The sequence below is a fragment of the Bifidobacterium aesculapii genome, from assembly GCF_001417815.1.
Lineage (GTDB): Bacteria > Actinomycetota > Actinomycetes > Actinomycetales > Bifidobacteriaceae > Bifidobacterium > Bifidobacterium aesculapii.
The window spans coordinates 14,156-40,879 of sequence record NZ_BCFK01000037.1; the positions used below are offsets into that span (position 1 = coordinate 14,156).

19 protein-coding genes, 1 tRNA gene and 4 pseudogenes are annotated in these 26,724 nt (G+C 66.0%); 5 read left to right on the forward strand and 19 right to left on the reverse strand.

Annotation, left to right across the window (positions count from 1 at the left end; genetic code table 11):
• Positions 1 to 162: 162 nt before the first annotated feature.
• The 13 genes and pseudogenes from BFAL_RS05805 to BFAL_RS05860 all read right to left on the reverse strand — a co-directional run bounded on the left by BFAL_RS05805 (position 163) and on the right by BFAL_RS05860 (position 15,485).
• Complete coding sequence (locus BFAL_RS05805; protein WP_055427482.1) at positions 163 to 1,434, reverse strand: ABC transporter substrate-binding protein; 1,272 nt, start codon at positions 1,432 to 1,434, stop codon at positions 163 to 165.
• A 330-nt stretch (positions 1,435 to 1,764) separates the two neighbouring features.
• Positions 1,765 to 3,816 carry a transcription termination factor Rho gene (rho, locus tag BFAL_RS05810; RefSeq protein ID WP_055427517.1) on the reverse strand — a complete coding sequence of 684 codons (2,052 nt, stop codon included), beginning with the start codon at positions 3,814 to 3,816 and terminating at the stop codon, positions 1,765 to 1,767.
• A 417-nt stretch (positions 3,817 to 4,233) separates the two neighbouring features.
• A complete protein-coding gene (locus tag BFAL_RS05815) occupies positions 4,234 to 5,838 on the reverse strand; it encodes an NAD(P)/FAD-dependent oxidoreductase (protein ID WP_055427518.1) in 1,605 nt (534 codons plus the stop codon).
• Between the two features lie 259 nt (positions 5,839 to 6,097).
• Entirely contained in the window at positions 6,098 to 7,981 is a 1,884-nt protein-coding gene (locus tag BFAL_RS05820; RefSeq protein WP_152973562.1) for a histidine-type phosphatase, read from the reverse strand.
• 208 nt (positions 7,982 to 8,189) lie between these two features.
• On the reverse strand, positions 8,190 to 8,504 hold the full coding sequence (locus BFAL_RS05825) for a DUF2469 domain-containing protein (protein WP_033494454.1): 315 nt from the start codon (positions 8,502 to 8,504) through the stop codon (positions 8,190 to 8,192).
• 130 nt (positions 8,505 to 8,634) lie between these two features.
• Positions 8,635 to 9,705 (reverse strand): GNAT family N-acetyltransferase, encoded by a 1,071-nt coding sequence (locus tag BFAL_RS05830; RefSeq protein WP_055427483.1) that lies wholly within the window; start codon positions 9,703 to 9,705, stop codon positions 8,635 to 8,637.
• A gap of 226 nt (positions 9,706 to 9,931) precedes the next feature.
• Positions 9,932 to 11,428, reverse strand: a complete 1,497-nt coding sequence (gatB, locus tag BFAL_RS05835) for an Asp-tRNA(Asn)/Glu-tRNA(Gln) amidotransferase subunit GatB (RefSeq protein ID WP_055427484.1) — start codon at positions 11,426 to 11,428, stop codon at positions 9,932 to 9,934.
• A 36-nt stretch (positions 11,429 to 11,464) separates the two neighbouring features.
• A complete protein-coding gene (gene gatA, locus BFAL_RS05840) occupies positions 11,465 to 13,006 on the reverse strand; it encodes an Asp-tRNA(Asn)/Glu-tRNA(Gln) amidotransferase subunit GatA (RefSeq protein ID WP_055427485.1) in 1,542 nt (513 codons plus the stop codon).
• An 8-nt stretch (positions 13,007 to 13,014) separates the two neighbouring features.
• The gene (gene gatC / locus BFAL_RS05845; RefSeq protein ID WP_055427486.1) at positions 13,015 to 13,314 is read right to left on the reverse strand and encodes an Asp-tRNA(Asn)/Glu-tRNA(Gln) amidotransferase subunit GatC; all 300 of its coding nucleotides are present in this window, start codon (positions 13,312 to 13,314) and stop codon (positions 13,015 to 13,017) included.
• Positions 13,315 to 13,468: 154 nt separating this feature from the next.
• Entirely contained in the window at positions 13,469 to 13,801 is a 333-nt protein-coding gene (locus BFAL_RS11865) for a TrmH family RNA methyltransferase (RefSeq protein ID WP_370696063.1), read from the reverse strand.
• 39 nt (positions 13,802 to 13,840) lie between these two features.
• A pseudogene (locus BFAL_RS11870) lies at positions 13,841 to 14,359 on the reverse strand (RNA methyltransferase); the annotation flags it as partial.
• A 160-nt stretch (positions 14,360 to 14,519) separates the two neighbouring features.
• Positions 14,520 to 15,176 (reverse strand): type I phosphoribosyltransferase, encoded by a 657-nt coding sequence (locus BFAL_RS05855; protein ID WP_055427488.1) that lies wholly within the window; start codon positions 15,174 to 15,176, stop codon positions 14,520 to 14,522.
• A 27-nt stretch (positions 15,177 to 15,203) separates the two neighbouring features.
• Entirely contained in the window at positions 15,204 to 15,485 is a 282-nt protein-coding gene (locus tag BFAL_RS05860; RefSeq protein ID WP_055427489.1) for a metal-sensitive transcriptional regulator, read from the reverse strand.
• A gap of 319 nt (positions 15,486 to 15,804) precedes the next feature.
• Here BFAL_RS05860 and BFAL_RS11875 point away from each other — a divergent pair.
• The 3 pseudogenes from BFAL_RS11875 to BFAL_RS11885 form a co-directional block, all read left to right on the forward strand.
• Positions 15,805 to 16,830 (forward strand): annotated as a pseudogene (locus BFAL_RS11875) (cupredoxin domain-containing protein); the annotation flags it as partial.
• Between the two features lie 144 nt (positions 16,831 to 16,974).
• Positions 16,975 to 18,303: pseudogene (locus BFAL_RS11880) on the forward strand (HAD-IC family P-type ATPase); the annotation flags it as partial.
• A 195-nt stretch (positions 18,304 to 18,498) separates the two neighbouring features.
• A pseudogene (locus tag BFAL_RS11885) lies at positions 18,499 to 18,807 on the forward strand (YHS domain-containing protein); the annotation flags it as partial.
• Between the two features lie 432 nt (positions 18,808 to 19,239).
• On the opposite strand, the gene BFAL_RS05875 reads toward BFAL_RS11885, so the two are convergent.
• From BFAL_RS05875 to rpsF, 6 genes are all read right to left on the reverse strand, one after another.
• Entirely contained in the window at positions 19,240 to 19,971 is a 732-nt protein-coding gene (locus tag BFAL_RS05875; protein WP_055427492.1) for an MIP/aquaporin family protein, read from the reverse strand.
• Between the two features lie 439 nt (positions 19,972 to 20,410).
• A tRNA-Lys gene (locus tag BFAL_RS05880) sits at positions 20,411 to 20,484 on the reverse strand.
• A gap of 706 nt (positions 20,485 to 21,190) precedes the next feature.
• The gene (gene rplI, locus BFAL_RS05885; RefSeq protein WP_055427493.1) at positions 21,191 to 21,637 is read right to left on the reverse strand and encodes a 50S ribosomal protein L9; all 447 of its coding nucleotides are present in this window, start codon (positions 21,635 to 21,637) and stop codon (positions 21,191 to 21,193) included.
• A 20-nt stretch (positions 21,638 to 21,657) separates the two neighbouring features.
• On the reverse strand, positions 21,658 to 21,906 hold the full coding sequence (gene rpsR / locus BFAL_RS05890) for a 30S ribosomal protein S18 (RefSeq protein WP_055427494.1): 249 nt from the start codon (positions 21,904 to 21,906) through the stop codon (positions 21,658 to 21,660).
• A gap of 110 nt (positions 21,907 to 22,016) precedes the next feature.
• Complete coding sequence (locus BFAL_RS05895; RefSeq protein WP_055427495.1) at positions 22,017 to 22,712, reverse strand: single-stranded DNA-binding protein; 696 nt, start codon at positions 22,710 to 22,712, stop codon at positions 22,017 to 22,019.
• A gap of 179 nt (positions 22,713 to 22,891) precedes the next feature.
• Positions 22,892 to 23,188: a 30S ribosomal protein S6 gene (gene rpsF, locus BFAL_RS05900; RefSeq protein WP_055427496.1), complete on the reverse strand. Its 297-nt coding sequence runs from the start codon at positions 23,186 to 23,188 to the stop codon at positions 22,892 to 22,894.
• 487 nt (positions 23,189 to 23,675) lie between these two features.
• On the opposite strand from rpsF, the gene BFAL_RS05905 reads away from it, so the two are divergent.
• Positions 23,676 to 24,689 (forward strand): ribose-phosphate diphosphokinase, encoded by a 1,014-nt coding sequence (locus BFAL_RS05905; RefSeq protein WP_055427497.1) that lies wholly within the window; start codon positions 23,676 to 23,678, stop codon positions 24,687 to 24,689.
• A 132-nt stretch (positions 24,690 to 24,821) separates the two neighbouring features.
• Positions 24,822 to 26,168 (forward strand): MalY/PatB family protein, encoded by a 1,347-nt coding sequence (locus BFAL_RS05910; protein WP_055427498.1) that lies wholly within the window; start codon positions 24,822 to 24,824, stop codon positions 26,166 to 26,168.
• Positions 26,169 to 26,724 lie beyond the last annotated feature (556 nt).

The window sequence follows — 26,724 nt, forward strand, 5'->3', positions numbered from 1 at the left end:
ATTCGCCCCTACCGTCACGAACCGTACGCCGAAACGGGATCGGGGCAGGACAGGACAGTGCCGACGGGTGCCGACATACGACGACACAAAGGGGTGGTTCCGGATCTTCAAGAACCACCCCGCATTCGTCGCTCACGGCTTGCCGCCATGATCGGCATCCGCTCACGCCTTGGGCACGGAACCTTCCTGCGCGTGGTCGAACACCGGCTTGTTGTCCGCATCGAACTTGTAGATGCCGATCGAGGCGGTGGACGGGTCGTGCGCGTCGTTGAACGGTCCGATGCTCGCCTTGCCCTGGTACTGGATGTCCTTGCCGTCCTTCAGCAGGGCGAGGCACGCCTTGTACGAATCGCACTTCTCGCCACCGTCCGTGCCGGAGACCGCCGGCAGGTTCTTCGCCACGGTCTCGCCGTCGGCGCTGCCGCCCTTCTGTGCGGCGAGCGCGGCGAGCATCACCGCGTCATACGTTTCGGCCGCGTAGGTGAAGTCCTTCACCTTCGGGTCGACGGCCTTGATCTGCTTCTGGTAGTCGTCGGTCGGGTGGGCGCCGGGGATGGTGCCGACCGTGCCCTCGAGGAGTCCCGCGTCGAAATCGGCGGAATGGTCGACGGTGTTGCCGTCGGTCATGTACAGCTTGTGCGTGTCGATGCCGGCGGTCTTCAGCGCCTTGACGAGCGAGACGGTCTGGTCGAACGCGATGACGAGCACGGCGTCCGGGCTGGTGGCCTTCACGGCCGTGGCGATCGAGGCGAAGTTCGTTTCGGTCGGGTCGAAGGTGTCCTTCTCGCCGTAGACGACGTTCACGCCGGCGTCCTCGACGGTCTTGACGACGACGTCACGCAGCGACGTGCCGTACTCGTCGTTGAATACCGTGATGGCGAGGTTCTTGACGCCCGCCTGGGCGATGACCTGGCCGAGCACCGCGCCCTGCACGGTGTCCGGCGGAATCGTGCGGAAGAACTTGTCGTCGAGACCGCTGAACGCGGTGGATGTGGCGCCGTTGGAGATCATCGGCACGCCGGCCGCGGTGACCTGCTTGTAGCTGTTCTTGACGACGGAGCTGGACGGCGGGCCGACCACGACGGACGGATTCTTGCTCAGGACGGATTGCGCGGCGGCCGTGTTCTGGTCGGCGTGATCCGCGTCGGAGGTGTCCGCGGTGACGCTGGACGCGTCCTTGCCGAGCACGCCTCCGGCCGCGTTGATGTCTTCGACGGCGAGTTTCAGCGCCGCCACGTTGGACGGTCCGATGTAGGCCATCGAACCGGTGGTCGGGAACAAGCCCGCGGCCACGAACGTGTCCTGCTTGCCGCCGGAATCCGCGACGGAATCACCGCTCGCACCGTTCGACGCCGAGCCGCAGCCCGCCAACGCCATCGACGCCGCGGCCACCATCGCGGTCAGGATCATTGCCGTTGATCGTGTCTTCCTCATGACCTCATCACGTTCCTCTCTATGCCGTGCGGGTCCGATCGGGGTGTGGCGCGTTCCCGGTGTCGCGGCGTTCCGCCGCCCCGGCGCGTTCGCGGGAACCGTGACGAAGGCTCCCGCTCCTCCCCCGATGCGCCCTGTGGTGGGATTCTCGCGTTGTGTCGCGTGCGAATCTTGAGGAAGACGATATGCAATGGTTGATTCGACGGCGTTGTTGCCGTGTAACCGCCGCATGAAGCGCGAAAACCCCCGGAAATCAATTCCGGGGGTTCGTAATGGTCTCGCAATCAGGCGCGACCGCCCGTAACACGGGCCATGTAGCCGGCCTGCGGCTCAGTTGCCGTTGACGGCGCCACCGCCGGACTGCTGCACGATCGCGGCGAGGAAGTCGCGGTTCGTGGCGGTCTTCTTGAGGCGCGGCACGAGCGTCTGGTACGCCTGCTCGGGTTCCATGCCGCCGAGCAGTCGGCGCAGACGGTAGACGATCGGCAGTTCCTGCGGCGCGGTGATGAGCTCTTCGCGTCGGGTGCCGGAGGCGTTGATGTCGATGGCCGGGAACAGGCGCTTGTCGGCGAGTTCGCGCGACAGGCGCAGCTCCATGTTGCCGGTGCCCTTGAACTCCTCGAAGATCACCTCGTCCATCTTCGAGCCGGTCTCCACCAGCGCGGAGGAGATGATGGTCAGCGATCCGCCGTTCTCGATGTTGCGGGCCGCGCCGAAGAACTTCTTCGGCGGGTAGAGGGCCTGCGCGTCGACGCCGCCGGAGAGGATGCGGCCGGAGGCGGGCGCCGCGATGTTGTAGGCGCGGGCGAGTCGGGTCATCGAGTCGAGCAGCACGACCACGTCCTGGCCGAGTTCCACGAGTCGCTTCGCGCGTTCGATGGCGAGTTCGGCGACGGTGGTGTGGTCGGAGGCGGGGCGGTCGAAGGTCGAGGAGATGACCTCGCCCTGCACCGTGCGCTCCATGTCGGTGACCTCTTCCGGGCGTTCGTCCACGAGCACGACCATCAGGTGGACTTCCGGGTTGTTCGTGGTGATGGAGTTGGCGATGTTCTGCAGCGTGATCGTCTTGCCGGCCTTCGGCGGGGAGACGATGAGGCCGCGCTGGCCCTTGCCGATCGGCGAGACGATGTCCATGATGCGGCCGGTGAGCTTGTTCGGCGTGGTCTCCTGCTTGAGTCGCTCCTGCGGGTACAGCGGCGTGAGCTTGTTGAACTGCGGGCGGTTCATCGCCTGCTCGACGCTCATGCCGTTGATGGAGTCGATGGACTGCAGCGGCACGAACTTCTGGCGCTGGTTGCGGCGGTCGCCGTCGCGCGGCGCGCGGATGGCGCCGTGCACGGCGTCGCCCTTGCGCAGTCCGTACTTCTTGACCTGTCCCATCGACACGTACACGTCGTTCGGTCCGGGCAGGTAGCCGGAGGTGCGCACGAACGCGTAGGAGTCGAGCACGTCGACGATGCCGGCGACGGGCACGAGATCGTTGTTCTGGTCGTCGCGGCGCTCACCGCGGGCGGCGCGATCGTCGAAGCGCATGTCGCGGTCGCCGCGTTCCGCGCGATCGGCGGAACGGCGGTCGTCGCGCTCGTCGAAGTCGCGGTTGCGGCCGCGCAGGCGGCGCCCGCGACGGTCCTCATGGTTCACGGTGCGCTCGCCGCGGCCGCGATCGCCGCGATCGTTGCGATCGCGACGGTCGTCGTCGGCGTCGGCGCGCGCGGGGGTGTCCTGCGTGGGCAGCGTGGCGAGGATGTCGTCGAGGTCGCGCACGACCTCTTCCTGCGTCTCGCGCTCTTCGGCCGGACGACGGCGACGACGCACGTTCGCGACGATGATCTCGTCACCGTTCTCGTCGATGGTGTGACGGCGGCCGCGCGCGCGTTCCGGCTCGCTGGTCGGCTTGCCGAGGTCGAGCGTGTCAAGCAGATGCGTGGTGTCGATGAGCGGGGTGTCGGTGGCGGCGTTCCTGCGGTCGCGGCGGGCGACACGGGGCTCGTCGTCGCGACGTGCGTTGCGACGGGTCTTCGCGGCCGGGAATTCGATGTCTTCGATGTGGCCTTCGGCGACGGGCTCGGTCTTCGGTTCGACCGGCTGGGCCGATTCGGTGTGCACCGGGGCGGCGGCCGGCTCGGTCGCGGCAGGCTCGGTCGCGGCGGCGCTTTCGGCGGGGGTTTCGGTCTTGGCGGCGGCCGTCTTGGTGCTCTTCGCGGTCTTCTTCGGGGCGCGCACGGTGACGCCTTCGGGCGCGGCGCCGCCGGAACGTGCGGCCTGCAGCGTGGCGATCAGGTCCTGCTTACGCATGGTGGACGTGCCGCGCAGTCCCATCTGCTTGGCGAGCTCCTTGAGCTCCGGCAGCTTCATATCCTCAAGATTCTGGCTATTGGCCACGGTGTTCTTACCTTTCCACAGCACTCACCGTTGCGCCATGACGCACCGGCTTATGCCTGAAATGTGATTGGCGGCATCAGCCGCTACGAAACGTTCGCCGCAATGCCATGCCCGCGAACTGCACTCACTGTACAACGCCTCGCCGACCAACGCAAACCGCGCGGGAATCCACTGCGTCACATACGACAAAGGCTCCTCCCGAAGAATCGGGAGGAGCCTTGCGCTCCGTCATCCCACTTTTGCTCAGAAATGAGATGACGCGTGCGACGGCAAGGCGCACCGAGGGAAGGCGCCGAACCGTCAAAAGGACAGCCCGGTGGGCTGTCCTTAGGTGAGGGGAGCGGCTATGCCGCGACGGTTGAGCGAAGCTCAACAGGTGCGTCGCGTGCCGAAGAAAGGCGGTATACGCTCCGTGGATTACTTCTGTTCGTGGTAGGACTTGTCGGTGTTGACCGACCACACGTTCTTCTTGGACGTCTTGCCGGACTTGATGTTGCCAACGGCCTCGATGGCGGTGGCCATGGAGTGGTCCATGTTGTTGTAGCGGTGCTGGCCGTTGCGGCCGACGCAGTAGAGGTTGCCGAAGCCGTCGAGGTATTCGACGAGCTCGTCCATATGCTCGTAGGTGTCGAAGTAGGCGGGGTAGGCTTTCTTGACGCGTTCGCGGTGGGAGTCGAGGACGTCGGCGGGACCGTTGATGATGCGCATGCGGGTGAGTTCGGAGATGGCGAACTTGGTGGCTTCCTCGTCGGTCATGTTCCAGAAGGAGTCGCCTTCGGCGCAGAAATATTCGAGGCCGATCCAGACGGTGTTGTCGACGTCCTTGACGAGGTAGGGGCTCCAGTTGTTGAAGATCTGGAGACGGCCGACCTTGTAGCCGGGGTCCTGCACGTAAATCCAACAGTCGGGCACGATGGACGGGTTGCCGAGGGTGGGGATGTCGGTGGTGTTCTTGAGGCGCAGGTGCTTGACGAGCAGGCCGACGGTGACGAAGTCGCGGTAAGGCAGGCCGTTGGCGACCTCGACCATGTCGGCGGGGGCGTGCTTGCCTTCGGCGGATTCACGGCCGGCGTCGATGGCGTTGACCAGGTCCTTGACGGGCATGGAGGAGATGAACTGGTCGGCGGTGCGCTCGGTGCGGCTGCCTTCCGCGTCCTCGGTCACGACGGAGGCGATGCGGCCGTCCTGCTGGCGCACTTCGACGACCTTCGCGCCGGTGATGACCTTGACGCCCGCCGCCTCGCAGTTGTGTTCGACGGTCTCCCACAGCTGGCCGGGGCCATACTTGGGGTACCAGAACTCCTCGATGAGGGAGGTTTCGACTTCGGCGTTGGAGCGCTTCTTGGGCAGGAGCTTCTGGAACGCGTTCTTGAGCACGCCGAGGATGGACAGGCCCTTGACGCGCTGCGCGCCCCAGTCGGCGGAAATCTGGGAGGGGTGGCGGCCCCACAGCTTCTCCGTGTAGCCTTCGAAGAACATCGAATACAGTTTGCGGCCGAAACGGTTGATGTAGAAGTTCTCCAGGTTGGTCTCGGGCAGCTTGTGCACCATGGACTTGAGGTAGGAGAATCCGGCGATCATGGTGAGCTTGAAGCCCATGGCCTTGAGCGTGTTGGGGCTCAGGGAGATCGGGTAGTCGAAGAAGTGGCGGTTCCAGTAGATGCGGGAGACGCGGTGGCGCTTGAGCATCACCTTGTCTTCGGTTTCCGGATCGGGGCCGCCGGGCTCCATGTCATGCTCGCGGCCGAGCTTCTTGTCGTCGTATGAGGGGGCGCCCTGCAGCGGAAGGACTTCCTTCCACCAGTCCATGATGCGGTCGTCCTTCGAGAAGAAACGGTGGCCGCCGATGTCCATGCGGTTGCCGTTATGCTTCACGGTGCGCGAAATGCCGCCGAATTCGCGGGTTTCCTCCAGCACGGTGACGTCATACTTGTCGGCGCCGCCGTCCTTGATGAGCTCCCATGCGGCGGTCAGGCCCGCGGGGCCGCCGCCGATGATCACCACGGATTGCTTGTCGGTCACGTTCATCTCCTTATAACACAAAATCACGCATATCCTACCGGACGGCCCGGAACCGCACACCACGCCTGTGCGGATGCTCACAGAATCATTCCCATCGGGCGATTCAGCGGTCTTCGCCCGGGCAACCGGCGCGCTCCCACCGGAACCGGGCGCAGCCGTGTATTCCACGGCAACATCGAAAACGAAACCGGGCCACCATACGTCAAACGGCCGCTTCCCCACGCAACGGGGAAGCGGCCGCGACGTCAGATCATCCGTTTCAGCGGCGCACGCGCCACAGTGTGAGGGACACACCGGCGAGCGCGAGCATGGTCGCCATCATGACGAACCAGTCGGTGGCGGCACCGGTCGCGGACAGGTTCGCGGGCTTCTTGCCCTGGGTCTGCGGCTTGGCTGCCTGCTGATGCTGGCCATCGTTCTGACCACCGTTCTGCTGGCCGCCGTTGTTCTGTCCGGGTTGCTGGCCACCGTTATCGTCGGTCAGGCGGGCGGCGGCGCCGAGGGTGTTGTGCTTGCCGTTCTCGTCGGCGTTGAGGCAGGTCTTGAGCTCGGTGAGCTTGTACCAGTGGGAGCCTTCGGCAATCGGCGTGCATTCGGCGCGGAACCCGATCTCGGTCTCGTTGTAGAGCATGCGCACGAGCGGCGTGTAGGCGCGGCCGGTGGCCGGATCGTTGCCGGGCTTGGCGACCACGTCCCACTGCACGTTGGCGGCCATCGGCGTGACGGACTCGCCGCGCCACCCGTTGTTCGCGTACGTGTACACGTCGGTGGTGCTGTTCGGCGCCTGCTGGGTGGAGCCGGGCAGGCCGAGGAGCGCGGCGAACGGCATGATGGTCTCGGCGTGGGCGAAGCGGAACGTGGCGACGGTCTTGCCGCCGGCGACGCGCGCGTCGATGGTGTTGAAGAAGTCGTCGAGCAGCGGCTGGGCGATCGTGTACGTCTCGTCCTGGCCGGCGCGGCTCGGGCCCTTCTCGTAGAAGTCCTCGGCGTCGAGCGCCCAGGCGAACAGCTCGGCGTCCTTGGCCTGGTCGCCCTTGAAGTACTGGTCGAAGTCGAAGGTGTGGGCGCCGGTGTTCTCGTTCTTCATGTCCGCGGCGATGATGTACAGGTTGTACAGGTCCATCGCGGCGTCGTATTCGGAGCCGATCTTCTTATCGGCCTCGCCGCACGCGTCGGCGTCCTTGGCCGGGTCGGCGCCGGGCGCACAGTTGGCCGCGCCGTTCTCGGTGCCGTCGGCGGTGTTGTACCACGTGTAGTCGCCGTTGGCGAGCTTGGCAAGGAAGTCCTCGGTGAAGATCTGTCCGAGCAGGTCGTGCGAGGCGGTGACGAGCTGCTTGTCCTTCTTGATGGTCTTCTCGGCGCCGGCGATGGTCTCGTCGCCGTCGATGAAGTTCTCGTAGTCCTGCGCGATCTTCAGGGCGTCGCCGGTCTTCGTGGTGCCGTCCGGGTTCTCGGACTTGTGGAAGTAGAGCGTGTTCGGGGTCTTGTCGAACTTGGCGGCCTCGCCGGTGCCGGCCGGATCCTTCGGGGTGACGACGCTGTCGGCCAGCTCGTTGTCGGAGGCCTGGTTGAATCCGCGGGCGAAGTTCTCGCCGGATTCGGTGGCGCGCGCCTCGCCGGACGACTGGTAGGCGATGGTCTCGTCGCCGCTCTTGGCGGCGGCGTCGAACAGCGTCTTGTTGCGCTCGTAGGCGCGTGCGCCGATGCCCTGGTGCTGGTCGGCGCCCTGGCCGGTGAGCATGCCGTAGCCGTTCTCCACGTTGGCGGCGGTGATGGCGTCGAGGTTCTTCACGAACTCGTCGCGGATGGCGTCGGACTTGAATCCGCCGTCCTTGGCGGCCGCTTCGGCCATCTTCTTGAGCAGCGCGTCGTACTTGTAGCTGGACAGGCCGCGCGAGCCGTGGCGGGCCATCGTTTCGGTGTAGATGGGCTCGTAGCCGGCGGGGGCCGCGCTGTACGCGCCGACGGTGTCGGCGGAGGGAGCGACGTACGGCTGCTTGCTGCTGTAGTACAGGCCTTCGGAGGAAAGGGCCTGTGCCTGGGGAGCGGGGGCGATGACGCCGCCCACCATCAGAGTGGTCAATGCGGCGGCGCCTGCGATGGAGGCGACGACCGCTTTGCGCACGCCGGCGGTTTCGGGCATGCCGGCGCGATGGGATTGAAGGATACGCATGGCTTCGTTGTATCGAATCTCAACGAACGCCACACGCCACCTGAACGTCGTCCAGATGAACTTTCATCAATCGTTCGACGAACCGCGCGCGCCGCACGCCGCCACCGGCACCGCTCGCACCCGCACGCACCCGCATGCCGGAGCGTCAACGGCTCCGGCGCGGCGCCCGGCGCCCCGTCTAGTGGATGTCGTCGGGGATGTCGATGTCGGTCTTCTGGACCTCCTCGACGTTCACGTCCTTGAACGTCACGATGCGCACGTTCTTGACGAACCTGCTCGGACGGTACACGTCCCACACCCACGCGTCGGTGAGCTGCACGTCGAAGTAGACGTCCTGACCGGCGGAACGCACGTTGAAGTCCACCTTGTTCGCCAGATAGAAGCGGCGCTCGGTCTCCACCACGTAGGTGAAGAGCTTGATGACGTCACGGTATTCCTTGTACAACGCCAGTTCGGCGTCGGTTTCGTAGTTGTCGAGATCCTCGGCGCTCATATCCTGTCCTTTGTTCCAGTCCTTCACAGCGGTGGCCGCACCGCGACTGCCCGTCGCCGATGCGGCCACCCTATCTTCATATCGCTGCCTGCCTCCACCTTACCGGCAGCCCGTACATTCCCTTCGGCGCTTACTTCTCCATCTCGCGTTTGCGCCCGCGGCCGAGCGTGCGCCACCACGCCTCCTTGGAGGTCTTGCGCTCGTTCTGCCCGTACGGCCAGTTGCTTTCCTCGTCCGTCTCGCCGGAAGCGTGCGTTCCGGCGGTGCCGTCCGCACGCTTCGGCGGCAGGCCGAGCCGTTCGCGGGCCTCGTCGGGGCTCATGCGGTGCGCGTCGTCGCGGGTCGGCTCCGGCCGCGCGTCCGCGTCGGCCTCGCCGCGCGCGCCGGCCGCGGCCGCGGCGTCCGCCGTACGCTGCCGGATCGCGATGGAATGTTCGCGCGCGCTCAGCGCCTCGCGCACGCCGGGATTGTCCTCGATGACGTGCATGCCGAACGCGTCGAGCGAACGGATCGGATCGTATTCGTCGACGAGCGTGTCCATGACGATGAGATCCTGGTATTTGCCGCTCACCGGATCCCACAACGCGTCGCGCGACGTGCCGGATGGCTCGAATCCGAGCGACTGGTAGACGGACACGGCACGCGAGTTCTGCTCGGGCACGGCGACCCAGATGCGGTGCATGCCGAGACCGGCGGGTTCGGGCGCGAAACCGTAGGTCATGACGCGCGGCATCGCGTCGCGTGAATAACCGCGACCGCGGTAGTCCTTGCCGAGGATGACCTGGATGCGGGCGGAACGGGACCACCCGTCGATGTCGATGAGGAAGATCATGCCGATGACGTTGCCGGTCGCAGCGGCGTCGACGACATGGTCGGCGTCGTGGTCGGCGTCGGTGAGCAGCGCCCATGCCATCGTGCGGCGGGACTCCGGGTCGCCCACGCCGGACTCGGTGGGTGCCTGGCCCTGCGTCCACGCGACGGAGCGCCGCACCCACGCGTGCACGACGGCGCGTTCGGCGTTCTCGTCCTTGCCGGTGATCTTGGTGGCGCCGCTGTAGGCTTCGAGCTCGTCGAGCTTGGGCAGATCCTCCACGGTGGCCGGACGCAGATGCACCATCTCGCCGCGGATCGGCGGGATCACGATGCGCTCCGGCAGGTCGCGCCGAAGCCCAGTCTCCGCTGTTTCCGTGTGCTCAGTCATAATCGCTGTCCATCCCTCACAATCGTTCGCCTGATCGTCCCCGCCTCGTTGACGTCGATCATTGCCGAACATATCCTACTCGGCTGTATGAACGCTGAAAAGACGCTGACACCATCCCCGCACATGCACGGTGCGCGCACGGGCGGGGCGTCGGCGCCGCCGCACCATGCGAAACGCCCCGACGGCGGAACCATCGGGGCGTTCGGAGCGTGCGGCGCAAGCGGCGCTACTGGAGCTTCTTGCGCACGATCGCGGTGACGGCCTTCGCGTCGGCCTGACCGCGCGTCGCCTTCATCACGGCGCCGATGATCACGCCCATCGGCTTCATGTTGCCGCTCTTGAGCTTCTCGACGACATCCGGGTTCGCCTCGAACGCCGCGTCCACGGCCGCCTCGATGGCGCCCGTGTCCTCGACGATCTTGTAGCCGTGCTTCTTGACGACCTCGTCCGGCGTGCCCTCGCCGGCCAGGACGCCGGCGATGGTCTGCTTGGCGAGCTTGTCGTTGAGCTTGCCGGCGGCGATGAGCTTCTCGACCTCGGCCACATCGGCCGGGGTGACGGGCAGCTCCTCCAAGGTGACGCCCTTGGCGTTCGCCTCGCGGGAAAGCTCGCCGAGCCACCACTTGCGGGCGCCCGCGGCCTTCGCGCCGGCCTTCACGGTCTCCTCGATCAGGTCGAGGGCGTCCGCGTTGAGGATGTCGCGCAGCTGCAGGTCGGTGAGGTTCCATTCCTTCTTGAGGCGGTTGCGGCGCTCGCGCGGCATCTCCGGCATCTGCGCCTCCATCTCGGCGATGTGCTCCTTGGTGATGTGGAGCATGACCAGATCCGGATCCGGGAAGTAGCGGTAGTCGTCCGCGTCGGACTTGAGACGGCCGCCGGCGGTGGTCTGCGTGGCCTCGTCCCAGTGGCGGGTCTCCTGCAGGATCTCCTTGCCATCGTCGAGGCGCGCGGCCTGACGGCGGATCTCGTACTGGATGGTCTTCTCGATGCCGCGGAACGAGTTCACGTTCTTCGTTTCGGAACGCGTGCCGTACGGGGCGTCGGCGGAGGGGCGCAGCGAGACGTTCACGTCGGCGCGCATGTTGCCCTGCTCCATGCGCGCGTGGGAGATGCCCAGCGCACGCACGATGTCGCGGATGGCGCGCATGTACGCGCCCGCGATCTCCGGCGCGCGGTCGCCCGCGCCCTCGATCGGCTTGGTGACGATCTCGATCAGCGGCACACCGGCGCGGTTGTAGTCCACGAGCGAGTGGTCGGCGCCCTCGATGCGGCCGTCGGCGCCACCCACGTGCGTGTTCTTGCCGGCGTCGTCCTCGATGTGCGCGCGCTCGATCGGCACGCGGAAGACGGTGCCGTCCTCCAGCTCCACGTCCAGGTAGCCGTTGCCGTTGGTCGGCTTGTCGTACTGGGAGATCTGGTAGTCGCGCGGCATGTCCGGGTAGAAGTAGTTCTTGCGGGCGAACTGGCTCCACTCGTTGATCTCGCAGTGCAGGGCGAGACCCAGCTTGATCGCGTAGTCGACGGCCGTCTTGTTGACCACCGGCAGGGAGCCCGGCAGACCGAGGCTCACCGGGGTCAGCTGCGTGTTCGGCTCGCCGCCGAAGTGGACTTCGGCCGGGCAGAACAGCTTGGTCGTCGTGCACAGCTCGACGTGCGTCTCCAGACCGAACACCACGTCGTACTTCTTGGTGGCATCGGCGTACTTCATCAGTTTTTCAGCCATGATGTTGCTTCCTTGAATCCTTCCGATGTCGCTTCGTCACTTGGCGAGGCCGTCGAGCCACGGCGCCTTGAGATCCTGCCAGATCGGGCCGTTCCAATCCTCTTCGAGCGCGGCTTCGAGCGCGGCGGCGGGCTTGTACATGACCTCGTCGCGCTGCTGCGGCGCGATGAACTGGAAGCCGACCGGCAGGCCGTCGTCGGACAGGCCGGCCGGGATCGACATGGCCGGCACGCCGGCAAGGTTCGCCGGAATCGTGGCGATGTCGTTCATGTACATGGCCAGCGGGTCGTCCATCTTCTCGCCGAACTTGAACGCGGTGGACGGGCTTGTCGGGGAAACGAGCACGTCGGCCTGTTCGAACGCCTTCCTGAAGTCGTCGATGATGAGCGTGCGCACCTTCTGCGCGGAGCCGTACCAAGCGTCGTAGTAGCCGGCGGACAGCGCGTAGGTGCCGAGGATGATGCGGCGCTTGACCTCGTCGCCGAAGCCGGCCTCACGCGTGTAGGCCATCATGTTGGCAGCGGTCTGCGGCACACCGGCCGGCGGCATCACGCGCAGGCCGTAGCGCATGCCGTCGTAGCGGGCCAGGTTGGAGCTGACCTCGGACGGCATGATGATGTAGTACGCGCCCAGCGCGTACTCGAAGTGCGGGCAGGAGACCTCCACGACCTCGGCGCCCATGTCCTGAAGCTTCTTCACGGCCTCGTTGAAGCGGGCCTCGACGCCGGGCTGGAAGCCTTCGCCGCCAAGCTCCTTGACCAGGCCGACCTTCAGGCCCTTGAGGTCGCGCTTGGCGCCTTCGCGCGCGGCGGCGACCATCGGGCGCGGGCCCTCCGGGATGGACGTGGAGTCGCGGCGGTCGTTGCCGCCGATGATCTCCTGCAGCAGCGCGGAATCGAGCACGGTGCGGGAGACCGGGCCGATCTGGTCGAGCGAGGAGGCCATGGCGATCGCGCCGAAACGGGAGACGCCACCGTAGGTCGGCTTCACGCCGACGGTGCCGGTGAGGGCGCCCGGCTGGCGGATCGAGCCGCCGGTGTCGGTGCCGAGGGCGAGCGGCGCCTCGAACGCGGCCACCGCGGAGGCGGAACCGCCGCCGGAGCCGCCGGGCACGCGCTCGGTGTCCCACGGGTTGTGGGTGGTCTGGTATGCGGAGTGCTCGGTGGAGGAGCCCTGCGCGAACTCGTCGAGGTTGGTCTTGCCGAGGATCGGCATGCCGGCGGCCTTGAGCTTCTCGATGACGGTCGCGTCGTACGGCGGCACCCAGCCCTCGAGGATCTTCGAGGCGGCGGTGGTCTCGATGCCCTTGGTGACGATCATGTCCTTGATGGCGATCGGCACGCCAGCCAGCTCGGGCAGGGCGGCCTTCTCGTCCGCGCTCTTCGCGTCGAAGGCATCGGCCTGCTCGCGCGCCACGTCGCCGGAGACCTTGAGGAATGCCTTGATGCTCGGCTCGGCGGCCTCGATCACGTCGAGGTGGGCGTCGACCAGCTCGCGGCTGGAGACCTCGCCCTTGCGGATCGCCGCGGCCATCTCGGCGGCGGACAGCTTGACCAGTTCGTTGGTGTTCTGCGTCATGATCGCTTTCACTCCTCGCTTCCCAGGATGCGCGGCGCGACGAACATGCCGGCCTCGGTCTTCGGGCCGCCGGCGAGCGCCTCGGCCTGCGTGAGCGGCGTGACCGGCACGTCCGGGCGCAGGTAGGCCTCGAGCGGCACCGGGTTGGCGGTCGGCGGCACGTCGTCGGAGGCGACCTCCTGGACCTTGTTGATGGAGTCGGCGATGACGTTCAGCTCGCCCTGCAGGCGGGTGATCTCCTCATCGGTGAGCGCGATTCGGGCCAGATCGCCCAAATGCACGATTTCTTCGCGTGTGAATGTAGGCATGCGCCTAACTATACGAGCGGTTTGTGACACGCGGCCGGGCGCGCTCACAGCTGGACGGACCGGCATCCCTCGGCCCGCGTCGGGCGCCGGCCGGGCTTGTGGCACGTGGCCGTCAGGCCCGCAGGGTCCATGCCGCGCGCCGCCGTGTCATCGATCATCCGATCGACGCGTGCTGCGCGATCCAGCTGTGCATGGCGACCGCGGCGGCCGCACCCGCGTTGATGGACCGCACCGATCCGAACTGCGAGATGTAGACGACGTCGTCGGCGAGGTCGAGCGCCGTGCGCGTCAGACCGGGGCCTTCCGCGCCGAACAGCAGCAGGCAGCGCTTCGGGAACGCGTACCGTTCCATCGGCACGGCGCCGGGCACGATGTCCATCGCGATGACGCGCGCCGCCTCCAGCTCGCGGATACGCGCCTCGTGCGCGTCGAGTTCCGCGAGCAGCTCGCGCACCCGCTGGTCACCCTCGGAGCCGCCCCCATCCATGGCCCCATCACTCCTGTTTCCGCCCACGGCCACGTCGTGCGCGTGGAACGCGGCGGCCGCGGCGCACGCGCGTTCCGCCGCGATCTCGCCGGCGATGCGCAGCCGCCAGCAGCGCACCAGCGCGGCGATCGACGCGTGGTGCTCCATGTGCTGGTACAGCTCGGTCATCAGCGCGCCGTTGCGGTTCCATTTGTGCGGGCCGACGATGTGCACGCGGCGCGCCTGAAACGCGTTCGCGGTGCGCACCATCGAGCCGATGTTGAAGTCGTGCGTCCAGTTCTCGATGGCGACTTCGAAGTCGTGCCGGCCGTGAGCGTCGAGGTCGGCCTTGATGGCCGCGACCGTCCAGTAGCGGTACCGGTCGAGCACGTTGCGCCGGTCGCCGCCGTCGAGCAGGGCCGCATCGTAGCGGTGGCGATGCGGGTAGAGCGGCGACGCCGGGTCGTCCGGACGGGGCTCACGGGGGTGCGTTTCGGTCCATGGCCCGACGCCCACCTCGCGGAAGACGGGCTCGCCGGAACGCTCCGATTCGATGTCGATGGGATTGCGAGGATGCATGTGCTCTTTCGTTTGGTTGCGTGCGGACGACCGGACCGGCCGGTGTCCGACCAGTCCGTTTGGCCTGATCGGCCTTCATCGGCACGGCCGCCCGTCCGATGGGGCCTGCAGGCCAATCCGGTAGTCTGCCGGCCAGTGCCGGCCAACCGGTCCGTTACGGTCAGTCGCTGAGGTCGGATTCGTGGAAGACCTGGATGAACGGCACTTCGTGGCGTTCATCGTTCACCGGATTGACGACAGTGATCTCATGCTCGTCCGCCCCCTTGCCCACGCCGCCGACGAGCGAGGCGACGGCCACGACGGACGCGCCCTCATGCTCGACGATGGAGAAGTCGAGGCTCAGCTCGTTGCCGTTGCGCAGGGTGACGAGCGAACTGGTCTGCACGTAGGATTTCTCGGACAGCCACGCGTCGACGAGCACGACCCGCTTGCCCTTGATGGACGGGCCCTTGATCGAGGGGAACACGAAGTCCATGACGAACCCGTCGAGGTTCTCGCCTCGGGAGGCGGCCGCCTGGATCATCGAACCGACGAGCGGCACGGAGGCGGCGGTGAGGGCGCCGACGGCATCGTAGTCGTCGACAGAATAGCCGGCGTCCTCCAACGTGTCGAGCAGCACGTGGCCCATCACCGCGGCGCCGTGGTGGTCGAGCGTGACCGCATACAGTTCGGAGAACGGTTTGCCGGCCACGCGGTCGCGCAGCAGCGCGCGGAGCTGCTCGCGCGGGTCGAGCGCCGCGAAGTCGATCGCCTCGTTGTGCGGCGCGGCGGGGCGCAGGTCGGTGGGGCCGGTGGCGCGGAATCCAGAATCACTCATGGTTCTCAAGGGTACGGCGCGCCCTCGTCACGAGCGCACGAGGCGCGCGATGGCGGCCGAGGCCTCGGCGAGCTTCTCGTCGGCCACGTCACCGCCCACCGCGGACGCCTGCCGCACGCAGTGGTTGAGATGGTCGTCGAGCAGCAGCAACGCGACCGACTTGAGCGCCGAATTCGCGGCGGCGATCTGCGTCAGCACGTCGATGCAGTATTTGCCGTCGTCCACCATCTGCTCGATGGCGCGCACCTGCCCTTCGACACGCCTGAGGCGCGCGAGCACCTTGGCCTTGTCCTCACCGTATCCATGCATGGCCGCACTCCTTGATTGTTCCGGCTGTGTCAGCTGTTCCGTCCTGTTCCGGTCGTTTCGGAGTCACGGCGACGTGACGGGGTGACACCGCGTCGCTGTGTCGACGCATACGCACGTGTCCGCACGGCCGCACGTGTTTCTCGTGTTCCTCCGCGAGGGAAACTCTCTGCATTATACCCCATAGGGGTATATGGTATACACTGTCAAGCGGGAATATCATGGAGCCGATGGGCAACGGCCCTGACCGGGGAGCGGCCCTAGGGAGCGGCTCCGGGCAACAGCCCCCGGGCAGACCCGTGACGGCAAGGAGAGGAACGGCATGGAATCCAACATCTTCGCCATCAGCGCGGCGCTGATCGTCGCCGCACTGATCACATGGCTCATACTGCGGTTCTTCTTCGGCGCGCGCAAAGCGGCGCAAAGCACCCTGCAAGGCGGCGTGCAACGCGCGACCATCACCGTGAAGGGCGGCTACTCCCCCGACGTGGTGACGGTGCAGGCCGGCGTGCCCACCATCCTGAACTTCGACCGTCAGGAGACCGGCGAATGCACCTCGCACGTCGTCTTCGGCGATTTGGGGCTCGACGCGATGCTGCTCGGCAACACCGCCACCGAAGTGCGGCTGCCCGCGCTCAAGGCGGGCGACTACCCGTTCGCCTGCGGCATGAACATGGTGCACGGACTGCTCAAAGTCGAAGGCGAAGGAGACGACGGCTCCGCGGAAGCCGCTGCGGAAACCGCCGCGGCCGGCGCGGCTGCCATTGCCGCCGACTCCGCCACCCATGAAGCCGATTTCGCACAGGCGCAGGCCCGCGAGGCCGAGGAGCGCCGAGCGGAGATCGCCCATCTGACCAAGCTCGTGGCCATCGGCACGGCACTCACCCTGCCCGTGTTCGTGGGCATGATGCTGCACATGATCGACCACATGCTGGTTCCCGCATGGCTCGTCAACCCGTGGCTGCAGGCGGTGCTCATCACGCCGGTCATGTTCTACTGCGGCGCGCCGATCCATCATGTCGGGCTGCCGGCGCTGCGCCACCGTTCGCCGGATATGAACTCGCTGGTTTCGCTGGGCACCGGCGCGGCCTACCTGTACAGCCTGCTGGTGTGCGTGGCGCCGTGGGCGCTGCCGGAAGGGTCACGCGAACCGTATTTCGAATCGGTGGGCGTGGTGATCACGCTCGTGCTCGTCGGGCGTCTGCTGGAGACCAAGGCCCGCGAAGGCACCGGCAAGGCCGTGCAGGCGCTGATCGGACTGCGCCCGCGCACCGCGCACAAGCTCACGGCGGATGCCGAAGCCGCCGTCGGGGAGAATCTGCGCGATTCCGAGGGCAACCTGCACGGCCCCGAGGGTAACCTGCGCAGTTCCGAGAGTGACCTGCGCGATTCTGAAAACAACCTGCGCAATCAGGACGCGAACCTGAGCACCCCCTCCCTGAAGACCGGCTCAGAGACGGCCTTCGATTGGCTCGCGCCGAGCGCCTTCCACGATGTCGATATCGAAGCCGTCAAGCCTGGCGACCTGCTCGTAATCAAGGCGGGAGAACGCATTCCGACCGATGGCGTGGTCGTCGCAGGCGAGGCCGAAGTGGATGAATCGATGATCACCGGCGAGTCCGAACCAGTGCGGAAAACCGCCGTCTTCACGCCCCCCCTGCGCAAGTTCGGCGCCGAATCACGCAGGTTCGACGACGAATCACGCAAGTTCGAGAGCAAATCGCGCAGGTTCGACAGCGAATCGCGCAGGTTCGAGAGCAAATCGACCACGTCGGGCGAATCGCACCCCGCCACCCTGACCGGCGCCACCGTCGTCCTGCGCGGCAACCTGCTGATGCGCGCCACGCAGGTGGGCGGCGACACCGTGCTTTCGCAGATCGTCGCCATGGTCGCCCGCGCCCAAGCCACGAAGGCCCCCGTGCAGCGGCTTGCCGACTCCATCGCCCGCATATTCGTCCCAGCGGTGTTCATCATCGCGGTATGGACGTTCGCGGTGTGGTTCGCGGTCGGCCCACAGCCGGCGCTGGCACACGCGTTGGTCACAGCCGTCAGCGTGCTCATCATCGCATGCCCGTGCGCGCTCGGCTTGGCGACGCCGCTGTCCGTAACGGCCGCGACGGGCGTCGGCGCGGCGAACGGCGTGCTCGTCACCAGCGCCAAGGCGCTTGAGCAGGCGCGCCTGATCGGCACGGTCGTGTTCGACAAGACCGGCACGATCACGCGGGGCGTGGCCGATGCGGATTCCACCGATTGGAGCAAGCCCAGTTATGAGCGCGACCCGGTCAAGCCCGGCTCCGTGCAGGCGGTGGCCGCATTGCGCGCCGCCGGTATTCGCACGGTCATGCTGTCGGGAGACAAGGCCGAGGTGGCCGCGCACATCGCGCGCGAAGTCGGCATCGACACGGTGATCGCGCAGGTGAAGCCCGACGGCAAGGCGTATTGGATCGAACGGCTGCAGCGCGAGCCGCACGAGGGATTGGTCGCGATGGTCGGCGACGGCATCAACGACGCACCCGCGCTCGTGCAGGCCGATCTCGGCTTCGCCATCGGCACCGGCACCGACGTGGCCATGCAGTCGGCTGATGTGACGCTGATGAGCGGAGACCTGCGCGGCGTGATCCGCACGATCAACCTGTCGCAGGCGACGATGCGCAACATCCGGCAGAATCTCGGCTGGGCGTTCGGCTACAACGTGATCGGCATCCCGATCGCGGCCGGAGTGATCTACCCGTTCACCGGGTGGCTGCTGAGCCCGATGATCGCCGGCCTCGCCATGGCACTGAGTTCCGTATGCCTCGTGCTCAACGCGAACCGGCTCAACCGCGTCGCCCTTGGCGACGACGCCATCGCGCGTGCGGACCGTATGCGCCGTGGCGGTGCCGCCGCACCCGCCGCGCATACGCAGGCCACGCCCCTCGCCGGCGCTGCGACCGCCGACCGCGACGAGACCGCGACGACGGCGAGCGGCGACATGACCGACGGCAACCCGCATGACAGCAACCCGCACGACGATGGACCGCGCGTCATCATCGACGAACGCACGTCACTGACGTATGGTGACGGGGCACACGCCGGGCAAGACACTTCCCCATCAACCGAAACCAAGGAGAACACCATGGAAATGAACCACATGCACCACAATCACATGGCCATGCACCACGCCGCGGCGACCGACGGCGAGACCGCGACCGATCCGGTGTGCGGCATGACCGTCGCGGTGAACGCGGACGCGATCACCCGCGAACACGACGGCAAGACCTACTACTTCTGCGGCGAGCACTGCGCGAAGAACTTCGACAAGGCCCCCCAGATCTTCCTCAGCTAACCCACCTTCCTCCATCCCTCCCCAACCCCCATCCTCACCCACCCATCCCTTTCCCCACCGCCTCTCCCATGGTGCGGTAAATCCCCCATGGTGCGATGACGAGAAACGGCGCCATTCCGCCGTTATGGAGAAAGTGTGTTACCGCACCATGGGAGAGGAGGGGACGAAGGGGCCGGGGATGGACGCGTTGGACGATTCGCCGTCACACGCGCACGTAGATGCGTACAGCAAAGGGCGGCTTCCACACTTGATGTGGAAGCCGCCCTTTATGCATATCGGCGGGTGCGTATTCATGCGCGCATGCCTAGTGACCTGCGTCGTGCATTCGTTTATCCCATTCTCGGCTCCCCTGTCAGGGGAGCTGGACCGCGAAGCGGATCTGATGAGGGGGTAGTCAATTCATCAACGAATGTACGGCGCGCGATACTGGGGTCACGCGAAGAATGCCTTGAACAGCCAGCAGCCGATGATCGCGCCGACGATAGGCGCGACGACCGGAATCCACGCTTCGCCCCAACGCGAGGAGCCCTTGGACGGAATCGGCAGGATGGCGTGCAGCACGCGCGGCATGAGGTCGCGCGCCGGGTTCAGGCCAGGGCCGGTCGGGCCGCCCATGGAGGTCACGAGGCCCCACACGATGAAGCCGACGACGATCGCGGCGGCGGCCGGGTCCTTGACGCCCCACGGGTCCAGCAGGCAGCACAGTGCACCGAAGACCAGCACGAGCGTGCCGAACATCTCGTTGAGGAAGTAGTTGACCTTCTTGTCGTCCGCGTCGCTGGTGCAGAAGGTGGCGAAGATCGCGTCCGCGTCCTCGGTCTCCTTGTAGTGCGGGTAGTAGGTCAGGTAGACGATGAACTGGCCGAGCGCGGCGCCGAGCAGCTGCGCGGCGATGTACGGCAGCACCTCATCCCACGGGAACATGCCGTTGACGGCCTGCGCGAGCGTCATGGCCGGGTTGATGTGCGCGCCGGAGACCGCACCGAACATGAGGACCGGGAACATGACGCCGAAGCCGTAGCCCATGGCGATGTTGAGCCAGCCGGCGTGATGACCCTTCGTGTTCTTGAGCTCGACGTTGGCCACCGAGCCGTTGCCGAAGATCATCAGGATGGCGGTGCCGAAGAATTCGGCCGCCAGCTTCGTAAAGAGTGAGTATTCCACTGCTTCTTCTTTTCTCGTTCCGATGAATGATGTGACCGAACCGGCCGAATGGCCGGGTCACGCAAACGCGATAAGCATACGCCGAGGGCTGAACCGGCTTGCCGGCGCCCCACGCCGCCCAGCGACGCGTCGACGACACCATGGACAAGGGGAAATGGACGGCATCCAACACGATTGGGGGTCTTGACGTTCGTTCCGGGATTCGTTCCGGGATTCACCCGCGCTCCCAAAACTGCGGACGCCATATTCGCAGCACTCAAGCCCGAAGAAGCACCGCAACAGTTCCCATAGCCACCTCCGCGCGATTTTGGTGCGCAAAACGGATGTTTTGCGCACCAAAATCGCGCGGAGGAGTTGCAGGTGCGAACCTCCGTTCGCCGCCACCGCAGCAACCTTGGAAATGCAAAAGGCCGGAACCATTCGGTTCCGGCCTTGTTTGTGCCCCCGCAGGGATTCGAACCCTGGACACGCTGATTAAGAGTCAGCTGCTCTAACCAACTGAGCTACAGGGGCGTTGGTTAGCTGTTGAAGTGTTCCTTGCAACGAGTGATAAATATACTCACATATCTTCATCGCGCAACCCTCGGCGTGTCGCCTGGAATTCCAACGTTTTAAGATCTGCTTTCAGGCCGTCGAGCGGGCGTTGCATCGCCTCACAGCCACCGCAGCATCCATCCTTCACGAAATCATCACACGAGCGAGCGCCCGGAGCATCCGGCACGCACTCACGAGAAGGGCCCAATCACCGCGCCACGACGGACTCTAACGGAACGAGTGCGGAGCGCAACTGCTCCACATCACAGTCCGTCAGAACGAGTGTGGAGCACGACTGCACCACAACACAAGTCACCTCTGTTCGGACGCACGAGTGTGGTGCGATATCGCTCCACACTCCGTCCAACGGGGTCTCCTTTCGTGTTGTATGGAGCGATATTGCTCCACACGACACGAATCCCGCGCCATACACACCCCACGTGGAGCGCAACTGCGCCACATAACCCCACACGCCCCCGTAGTGGAGCGCCTCAGGCGCACTGAGTCGAACATCACCACCCGCGCACTCCATGCCGATGCCGTCACGAAACCACGCCCCGCGTCCACCATTCCCAACAAACGAAAAAGGCCCCACCCGCGCGAACGCGGTATGGGACCTTTGACGTGCTTAAGCTCAGACCTTCAGTCTGATGGGGGTTCCGAGCGGCCTAGCGCCCGGAATCATTCACTCGGCGACGACCTTCACGAAGAAGTTCGCGCTGATCTCCGGGTGGAGCTGGACCGTGGCCGGGAACTCGCCGGTGGTCTTGATGGACTCGACGGTGATGGCCTTCGGGTCGACCGGGGCCTTGTCGAGCAGGGCCATGGCGATGGCGTCCTTGGAGATGCCACCGAACAGCTTGCCGGACTCGGAAACCTTGGCGGCGATCTCGACGGCGGTGCCCTCGATGGCGGCCTTGGCGGCGACGGCATCCTCGCGGGTGGCGACGGCCTTGGCCAGACGGGCGCGCTTCATGGCGACGATCTGGGCCTCGGCGCCCTTGTTCCACGCGAAGGCGAGGTGCTGCGGAATCAGGTAGTTGCGGGCGTAGCCGGCCTTGACGGTGACGACGTCACCGGAGTGGCCGAGGTTCGCAACGGTCTTGGTGAGGATAACCTTGGTATCAGCCATTTCAGATGCCTCCTAAAAACTCAGCGGCCGGAAGTGGCGTACGGCAGCAGGGCCATCTCGCGGGCGTTCTTGATCGCCTTGGAGATCTGGCGCTGTTCCTGCACGGTCACACCGGTGATACGACGGGAACGGATCTTGCCGCGATCGGAGATGAACTTGCGCAGCAGCGCGACGTCCTTGTAATCGATCTCGGTGATCTTCGCCGCCTTCAGCGGGTTCGGCTTCTTCTTGAACGGCTTGACCGGCGGTTGCGGCCTCTTGCGGGACATGATGTTCTCCTTATTTACGATTGATGTTTATTCGCTATGCGAGCGTTTTCGCTATACGAGCGTTGTGCGTCGGTTGCATGCCGCGCGCGGCTGTCACGACGCGGGACGACTCAGAACTCCGGATCGTCGCTGCCGTCACCGCCGAAATCGGAGGATCCTCCGAAATCGGACGAGCCGCCGAACGTCGAGAAGCTGCTGCCGGAATCGGCGCCGCTGCTCCACGGATCGGCCGCGGGCTGATTGTCAGGCGAGGAACCGCCGGCGTTGGAATGGCCCCCACCGAAGCTGGAGCCGCCGCCCTGGTAGCCGGCGCCGCCGGAGTATCCGCCGTTGCCGCCGAAACCACCACCGTTGTTCTGCCCGTAGCCGCCCTGGCCATAGCCGTTGCCGCCGAAACCGCCGCCGTTGTTCTGGCTGCGGCCGGCGAACCCGCCCTGGCCGGACGACTGGCGCGTCACCTGCGCGGTGGCGTAGCGCAGCGAGGGGCCGATCTCGTCGATCGTCATCTCGACAACGGTGCGGTTGGAACCGTCCTGCGCCTGGTAGGAACGCTGCGACAGCCGGCCCTGAGCGATGACGCGCATGCCCTTGCGCAGGGTGTCCGCGCAATGGTTCGCGAGATCACGCCATGCGGAGCAGCGCATGAACAGCGCCTGACCGTCCTCGAACTGGCCGGACTGGCGGTTGTACGTGCGCGGCGTCGACGCGATGGTGAAGCTCGCGACGGTCGCGCCGGAACCGATGGTCCTCAGTTCCGGATCCGCGGTGAGATTGCCGACGATGGTGATCACGGTTTCGCCTGCCATGATGCGACCTTCCTGTCTCGACTGTTTCGACGTTCCGATGCTATTCGACTGCTATCGACTGCTATTCGACGTTGCGGCGTTCCGACACATTCGTCGCGTCCGCCACGTCCGACACGCTCGATCCGACCGTCGTCCGGGCGGCGCTATGCCGCCGGTCCGGCCGGATTACGCGTACACGCTTACTTGACGTCCTTACGAAGGATCTTCGTACGGATCACGGATTCGTTGAGGTTGAGGACACGGTCGAGCTCATCGCTGACAGCGGGCTCGGCGGTGTAGGTCACCACGACGTAGTTGCCTTCGGTCTTGCCATTGATCTCGTAGGCGAGCTTGCGACGGCCCCAGATATCGGGCTCATCGACAGAGCCGCCCTCCTTGGTGACGAGCTCGAGATACTGCTCGGTCAGCTTCTTCAGACCGCGCTCATCCAGCTCAGGATCGGCGATGAACATCAGTTCGTACTTGTGCGCAGACATCACCCACCTCCTTCGGACTATGTGGCCACGGACTTTCCGCGGCAGGAGTGTGTATACGCGCTGCGATATCCGGGCCGCACGGGCGCACGGCGAACCGCCGCACACACGTCCGACCCCAACAAAGCAACCTCACTAGGGTAACGCCTCCGCCCGACAGCCGAAACGCCCCGCCACGCCACACACGCCGCGCCACACACGCCACACCGCCGCGCCACCGCACCAGCACACCCGCCCAACACCACCTCAACCCGCCCGCCGCCTTGTGCGCAATCCCTAGTACACTTGGATGAGGTTCCGGCAGGCCGGCGGCGCGACCTCGCGCGCCATGCCCCACCCGCGCCACCGCGCGCGATTCGGGCGACGCCACGCGCGACCTCGACCGAATCGCCGACGCCAAGCCACAGCTTCAGCAACACAACAGAACACGCAAGCTTGACCACACGGGCTTCGCCACAACAACCACAACAAAAGGACGGGTACGAGAAACATGACGTCGCTGCTCGAAGGCACTCCGGATAAGCGCATGGCCGTGGTCACCGGCCGCGCATACCCCGAACTGGCCGATCAGGTCGCCGCATGTCTGGGCATCAATGTGTTGGAAACCACCGCCTACGATTTCGCGAACGGCGAGATGTACGTGCGCTACACCCAGCCGGTGCGCGGAGCGGACGTGTTCGTGCTCCAATGCCATTCCGGCAAGATCAACAAGTGGATCATGGAGCAGCTCATCATGATCGACGCCCTCAAACGCGCCTCCGCCCGCACGATCACCGTCGTGGCGCCGTTCATGGGCTACTCCCGTCAGGACAAGAAGCATCAGGGCCGCGAGCCCATCACCGCCCGTCTCATCTACGATCTGTTCCGCACCGCCGGCGCCGACCGCATCATGACCGTCGACCTGCACGCCTCGCAGGAGCAGGGATTCTTCAATGCGCCCGTCGACCATCTCACCGCCACGCCGGTGCTCATCGACTACGTGCGCAACCATCTGCCGCTGGAGAACACCACCATCGTCTCCCCCGACGCCGGCCGCATCAAGGTCTCCGAGCGTTGGGCCGCGAAGCTCGGCAACCTGCCGCTCGCCTTCATCCACAAGACACGCGACACCACGCGCCCGAACCACGCGGTCGCGCACGGCATCATCGGCGATGTCCTCGACCGCGACTGCGTCGTCGTCGACGACATGATCGACACCGCCGGCACGATCTGCGAGGCGGTGCGCACGCTGCGCAACGCCGGCGCGCGCTCCGTCACGCTGGTGGCCACGCACGGCCTGCTGTCCGGTCCGGCCGTCGAGCGCCTGTCGCAGTGCGGCGCGCGCGAGATCGTCCTGATGGACACGGTTCCGGTGCCGGAGGAGAAGCGCCTGCCGAACATGACGGTGCTGTCGGTCGCGCCGCTGCTGGCCGCCGGCATCCGTTCCGTCTTCGAGGAAGGTTCCGTGCAGACGCTGCTCGAGGGCCTTCCGGAGGACATGCGCCCGCGCAGCATCTACGCGTAGCGCCATCGCCATCACCGTAAAGCGTGCCGCACGTTTCGCGCGAAACGTGCGGCACGCTTTGCCGTGATGCGCCCAATCATGATCAACGATGACTCAGGAATGACTCAAACAGGAATGACTCAAGGAGGAGCGATGTTCGATTTCACGACGCTGCACGACCGCCACGGCCACGACGCCCTCGCCGTCGACGATATCGGCACCGGCACCGGCAATGCGCCGGACGCGCCGCAGCCCGGATTCGACGCGATTCCGATGTGGATCGCGGATATGAATTTCGCGACCGCGCCCGCCGTGACCCGTGAGATCGCCGCCCGTCTCGCGCATCCGCTGTTCGGCTATTTCGAGCCGTCGCAGGCGTATTACGACGCGATCATCGACTGGCATCGCCGCCGCAACGGCGTCGAGGGGATGCTGCCGGAGCATATCGGCTACGAGAACGGCGTACTCGGCGGTCTCGTCTCCACACTGCGCACGTTCGCCGCGCCCGGCGAGTCGGTGCTCGTGCATTCGCCCACGTACGTCGGGTTCACGATGGCGATCGAGGGTGCCGGGTATCGCATCGAGCACAGTCCGCTCAAGCGCGACGCCGACGGCGTGTGGCGCATGGATTTCGAGGACATGGACCGGCGCCTGAAGGCGAACGGCATCCATGTCGCGGTGTTCTGTTCGCCGCAGAATCCCACCGGCCGCGTGTGGGAACGCTGGGAGATCGAACGCGCGATGGAGGTGTACCGCGCCAACGACTGCGTGGTCGTGTCCGATGAGATCTGGTCGGACCTGATTCTCGACCGCGCGTCGCATCCGCATATCCCCACGCAGTCGGTGAGCGAGGATGCGCGTCACCGCGTGATCGCGATGTACGCGCCGAGCAAGACGTTCAACCTGGCGGGATTGATCGGCAGCTACCACGTGGTGTACGACCGGTATCTGCGCGAGCGGCTGGTGTCGTCGGGGGCACGCACGTTCTACAACGAGATGAACGTGCTGTCGATGCACGCGCTAATCGGCGCGTATTCGGCGGAGGGAGAGGTATGGCTCGACGAACTGCTCGGCGTGCTCGCGGAGAACCTGCGCATCGGCTACGCGTACTTCGCGGGCAGTAGCGAGGCCGGCGATGCGGCGGGCGCGGGCACAGGCACGGGCTCGGACGCGGGCACGGGCTCGGACGCGGGCGCGGGCGCGACCGGTGGCGTCGACTCGGGCGATGCGGCGAGTGAGCCGCACTGGACGGGCGTCGACGGAGTGGAGGTTGCACGTCCGCAGGGCACGTACATGCTGTTCCTCGACTGCGAGCGCTGGTGTGCCGAGCATGGGCTCACGATGGACGAGCTCATCAAGCGCGGCTGGAATGTGGGCGTCTCCTGGCAGGACGGCCGCCCGTTCGCCGGCACGCACACGATCCGCATGAACTTCGCCCTGCCCACGGAGCGCGTCCGCGAGGCGCTGCGCCGCCTCAACCAGTACGTGTTCACCGACTGAGTGGTCCCGGCTGTGCGAATCTGCGCGATTCCACCTCAACCTGCGCAGTATAAAGACGAACCTGTGCAGTTGGAAGGCGAACCTGCGCGGTCAGAGCGCGAACCTGCGCGGTCAGAGCGCGAACCTGCGCGGTCAGAGCGCGAACCTGCGCAGTCGGAGGGCGAACCTGCGCATAGGGGTCGAGTAGAACAGCGATCGAACCATTCGGGCTCCGCGAAGAAAGCTTGAAATGAAGCCATTCTTCGCAAGACCCCGAAGCGGCGGTACGGCTCTCTTCAAGAGGGGTGTGCGCAGGTTCGCTATGCAACTGCGCAGGTCCGTATGCCGATTGCACAGGTTCACACACAAACTGCGCAGGTTCACGCCGCAATCGCGTAGGTTCCCACCTCACAGCCCCGCGAAGACGCCTCCGAGCTTACGCGACGCGACGCTCTGCAAGGACAACCCCTACGGCGTGGTCATCCCCTGCCTCACGGCCGCCGCCGCTCGGCCTCACCTACGGACAACCCACCGGGTTGTCCGCTTCACGGCTCGGCATCAGTTGGTTCGCGTAGCG

Coding starts and splice junctions, on each gene's coding strand:
- rplI (WP_055427493.1), bottom strand. CDS start 21,637: ATGGCTGATACCAAGGTTATCCTCACCAAGACCGTTGCGAACCTCGGC.
- BFAL_RS05910 (WP_055427498.1), top strand. CDS start 24,822: ATGTTCGATTTCACGACGCTGCACGACCGCCACGGCCACGACGCCCTC.
- BFAL_RS05855 (WP_055427488.1), bottom strand. CDS start 15,176: ATGAGTGATTCTGGATTCCGCGCCACCGGCCCCACCGACCTGCGCCCC.
- rpsR (WP_055427494.1), bottom strand. CDS start 21,906: ATGTCCCGCAAGAGGCCGCAACCGCCGGTCAAGCCGTTCAAGAAGAAG.
- gatA (WP_055427485.1), bottom strand. CDS start 13,006: ATGACGCAGAACACCAACGAACTGGTCAAGCTGTCCGCCGCCGAGATG.
- rpsF (WP_055427496.1), bottom strand. CDS start 23,188: ATGTCTGCGCACAAGTACGAACTGATGTTCATCGCCGATCCTGAGCTG.
- gatB (WP_055427484.1), bottom strand. CDS start 11,428: ATGGCTGAAAAACTGATGAAGTACGCCGATGCCACCAAGAAGTACGAC.
- BFAL_RS05805 (WP_055427482.1), bottom strand. CDS start 1,434: ATGAGGAAGACACGATCAACGGCAATGATCCTGACCGCGATGGTGGCC.
- BFAL_RS05905 (WP_055427497.1), top strand. CDS start 23,676: ATGACGTCGCTGCTCGAAGGCACTCCGGATAAGCGCATGGCCGTGGTC.
- BFAL_RS05895 (WP_055427495.1), bottom strand. CDS start 22,712: ATGGCAGGCGAAACCGTGATCACCATCGTCGGCAATCTCACCGCGGAT.
- BFAL_RS05820 (WP_152973562.1), bottom strand. CDS start 7,981: ATGCCCGAAACCGCCGGCGTGCGCAAAGCGGTCGTCGCCTCCATCGCA.
- BFAL_RS05825 (WP_033494454.1), bottom strand. CDS start 8,504: ATGAGCGCCGAGGATCTCGACAACTACGAAACCGACGCCGAACTGGCG.
- BFAL_RS05830 (WP_055427483.1), bottom strand. CDS start 9,705: ATGACTGAGCACACGGAAACAGCGGAGACTGGGCTTCGGCGCGACCTG.
- BFAL_RS05860 (WP_055427489.1), bottom strand. CDS start 15,485: ATGCATGGATACGGTGAGGACAAGGCCAAGGTGCTCGCGCGCCTCAGG.
- BFAL_RS11865 (WP_370696063.1), bottom strand. CDS start 13,801: ATGGATGGGGGCGGCTCCGAGGGTGACCAGCGGGTGCGCGAGCTGCTC.
- gatC (WP_055427486.1), bottom strand. CDS start 13,314: ATGCCTACATTCACACGCGAAGAAATCGTGCATTTGGGCGATCTGGCC.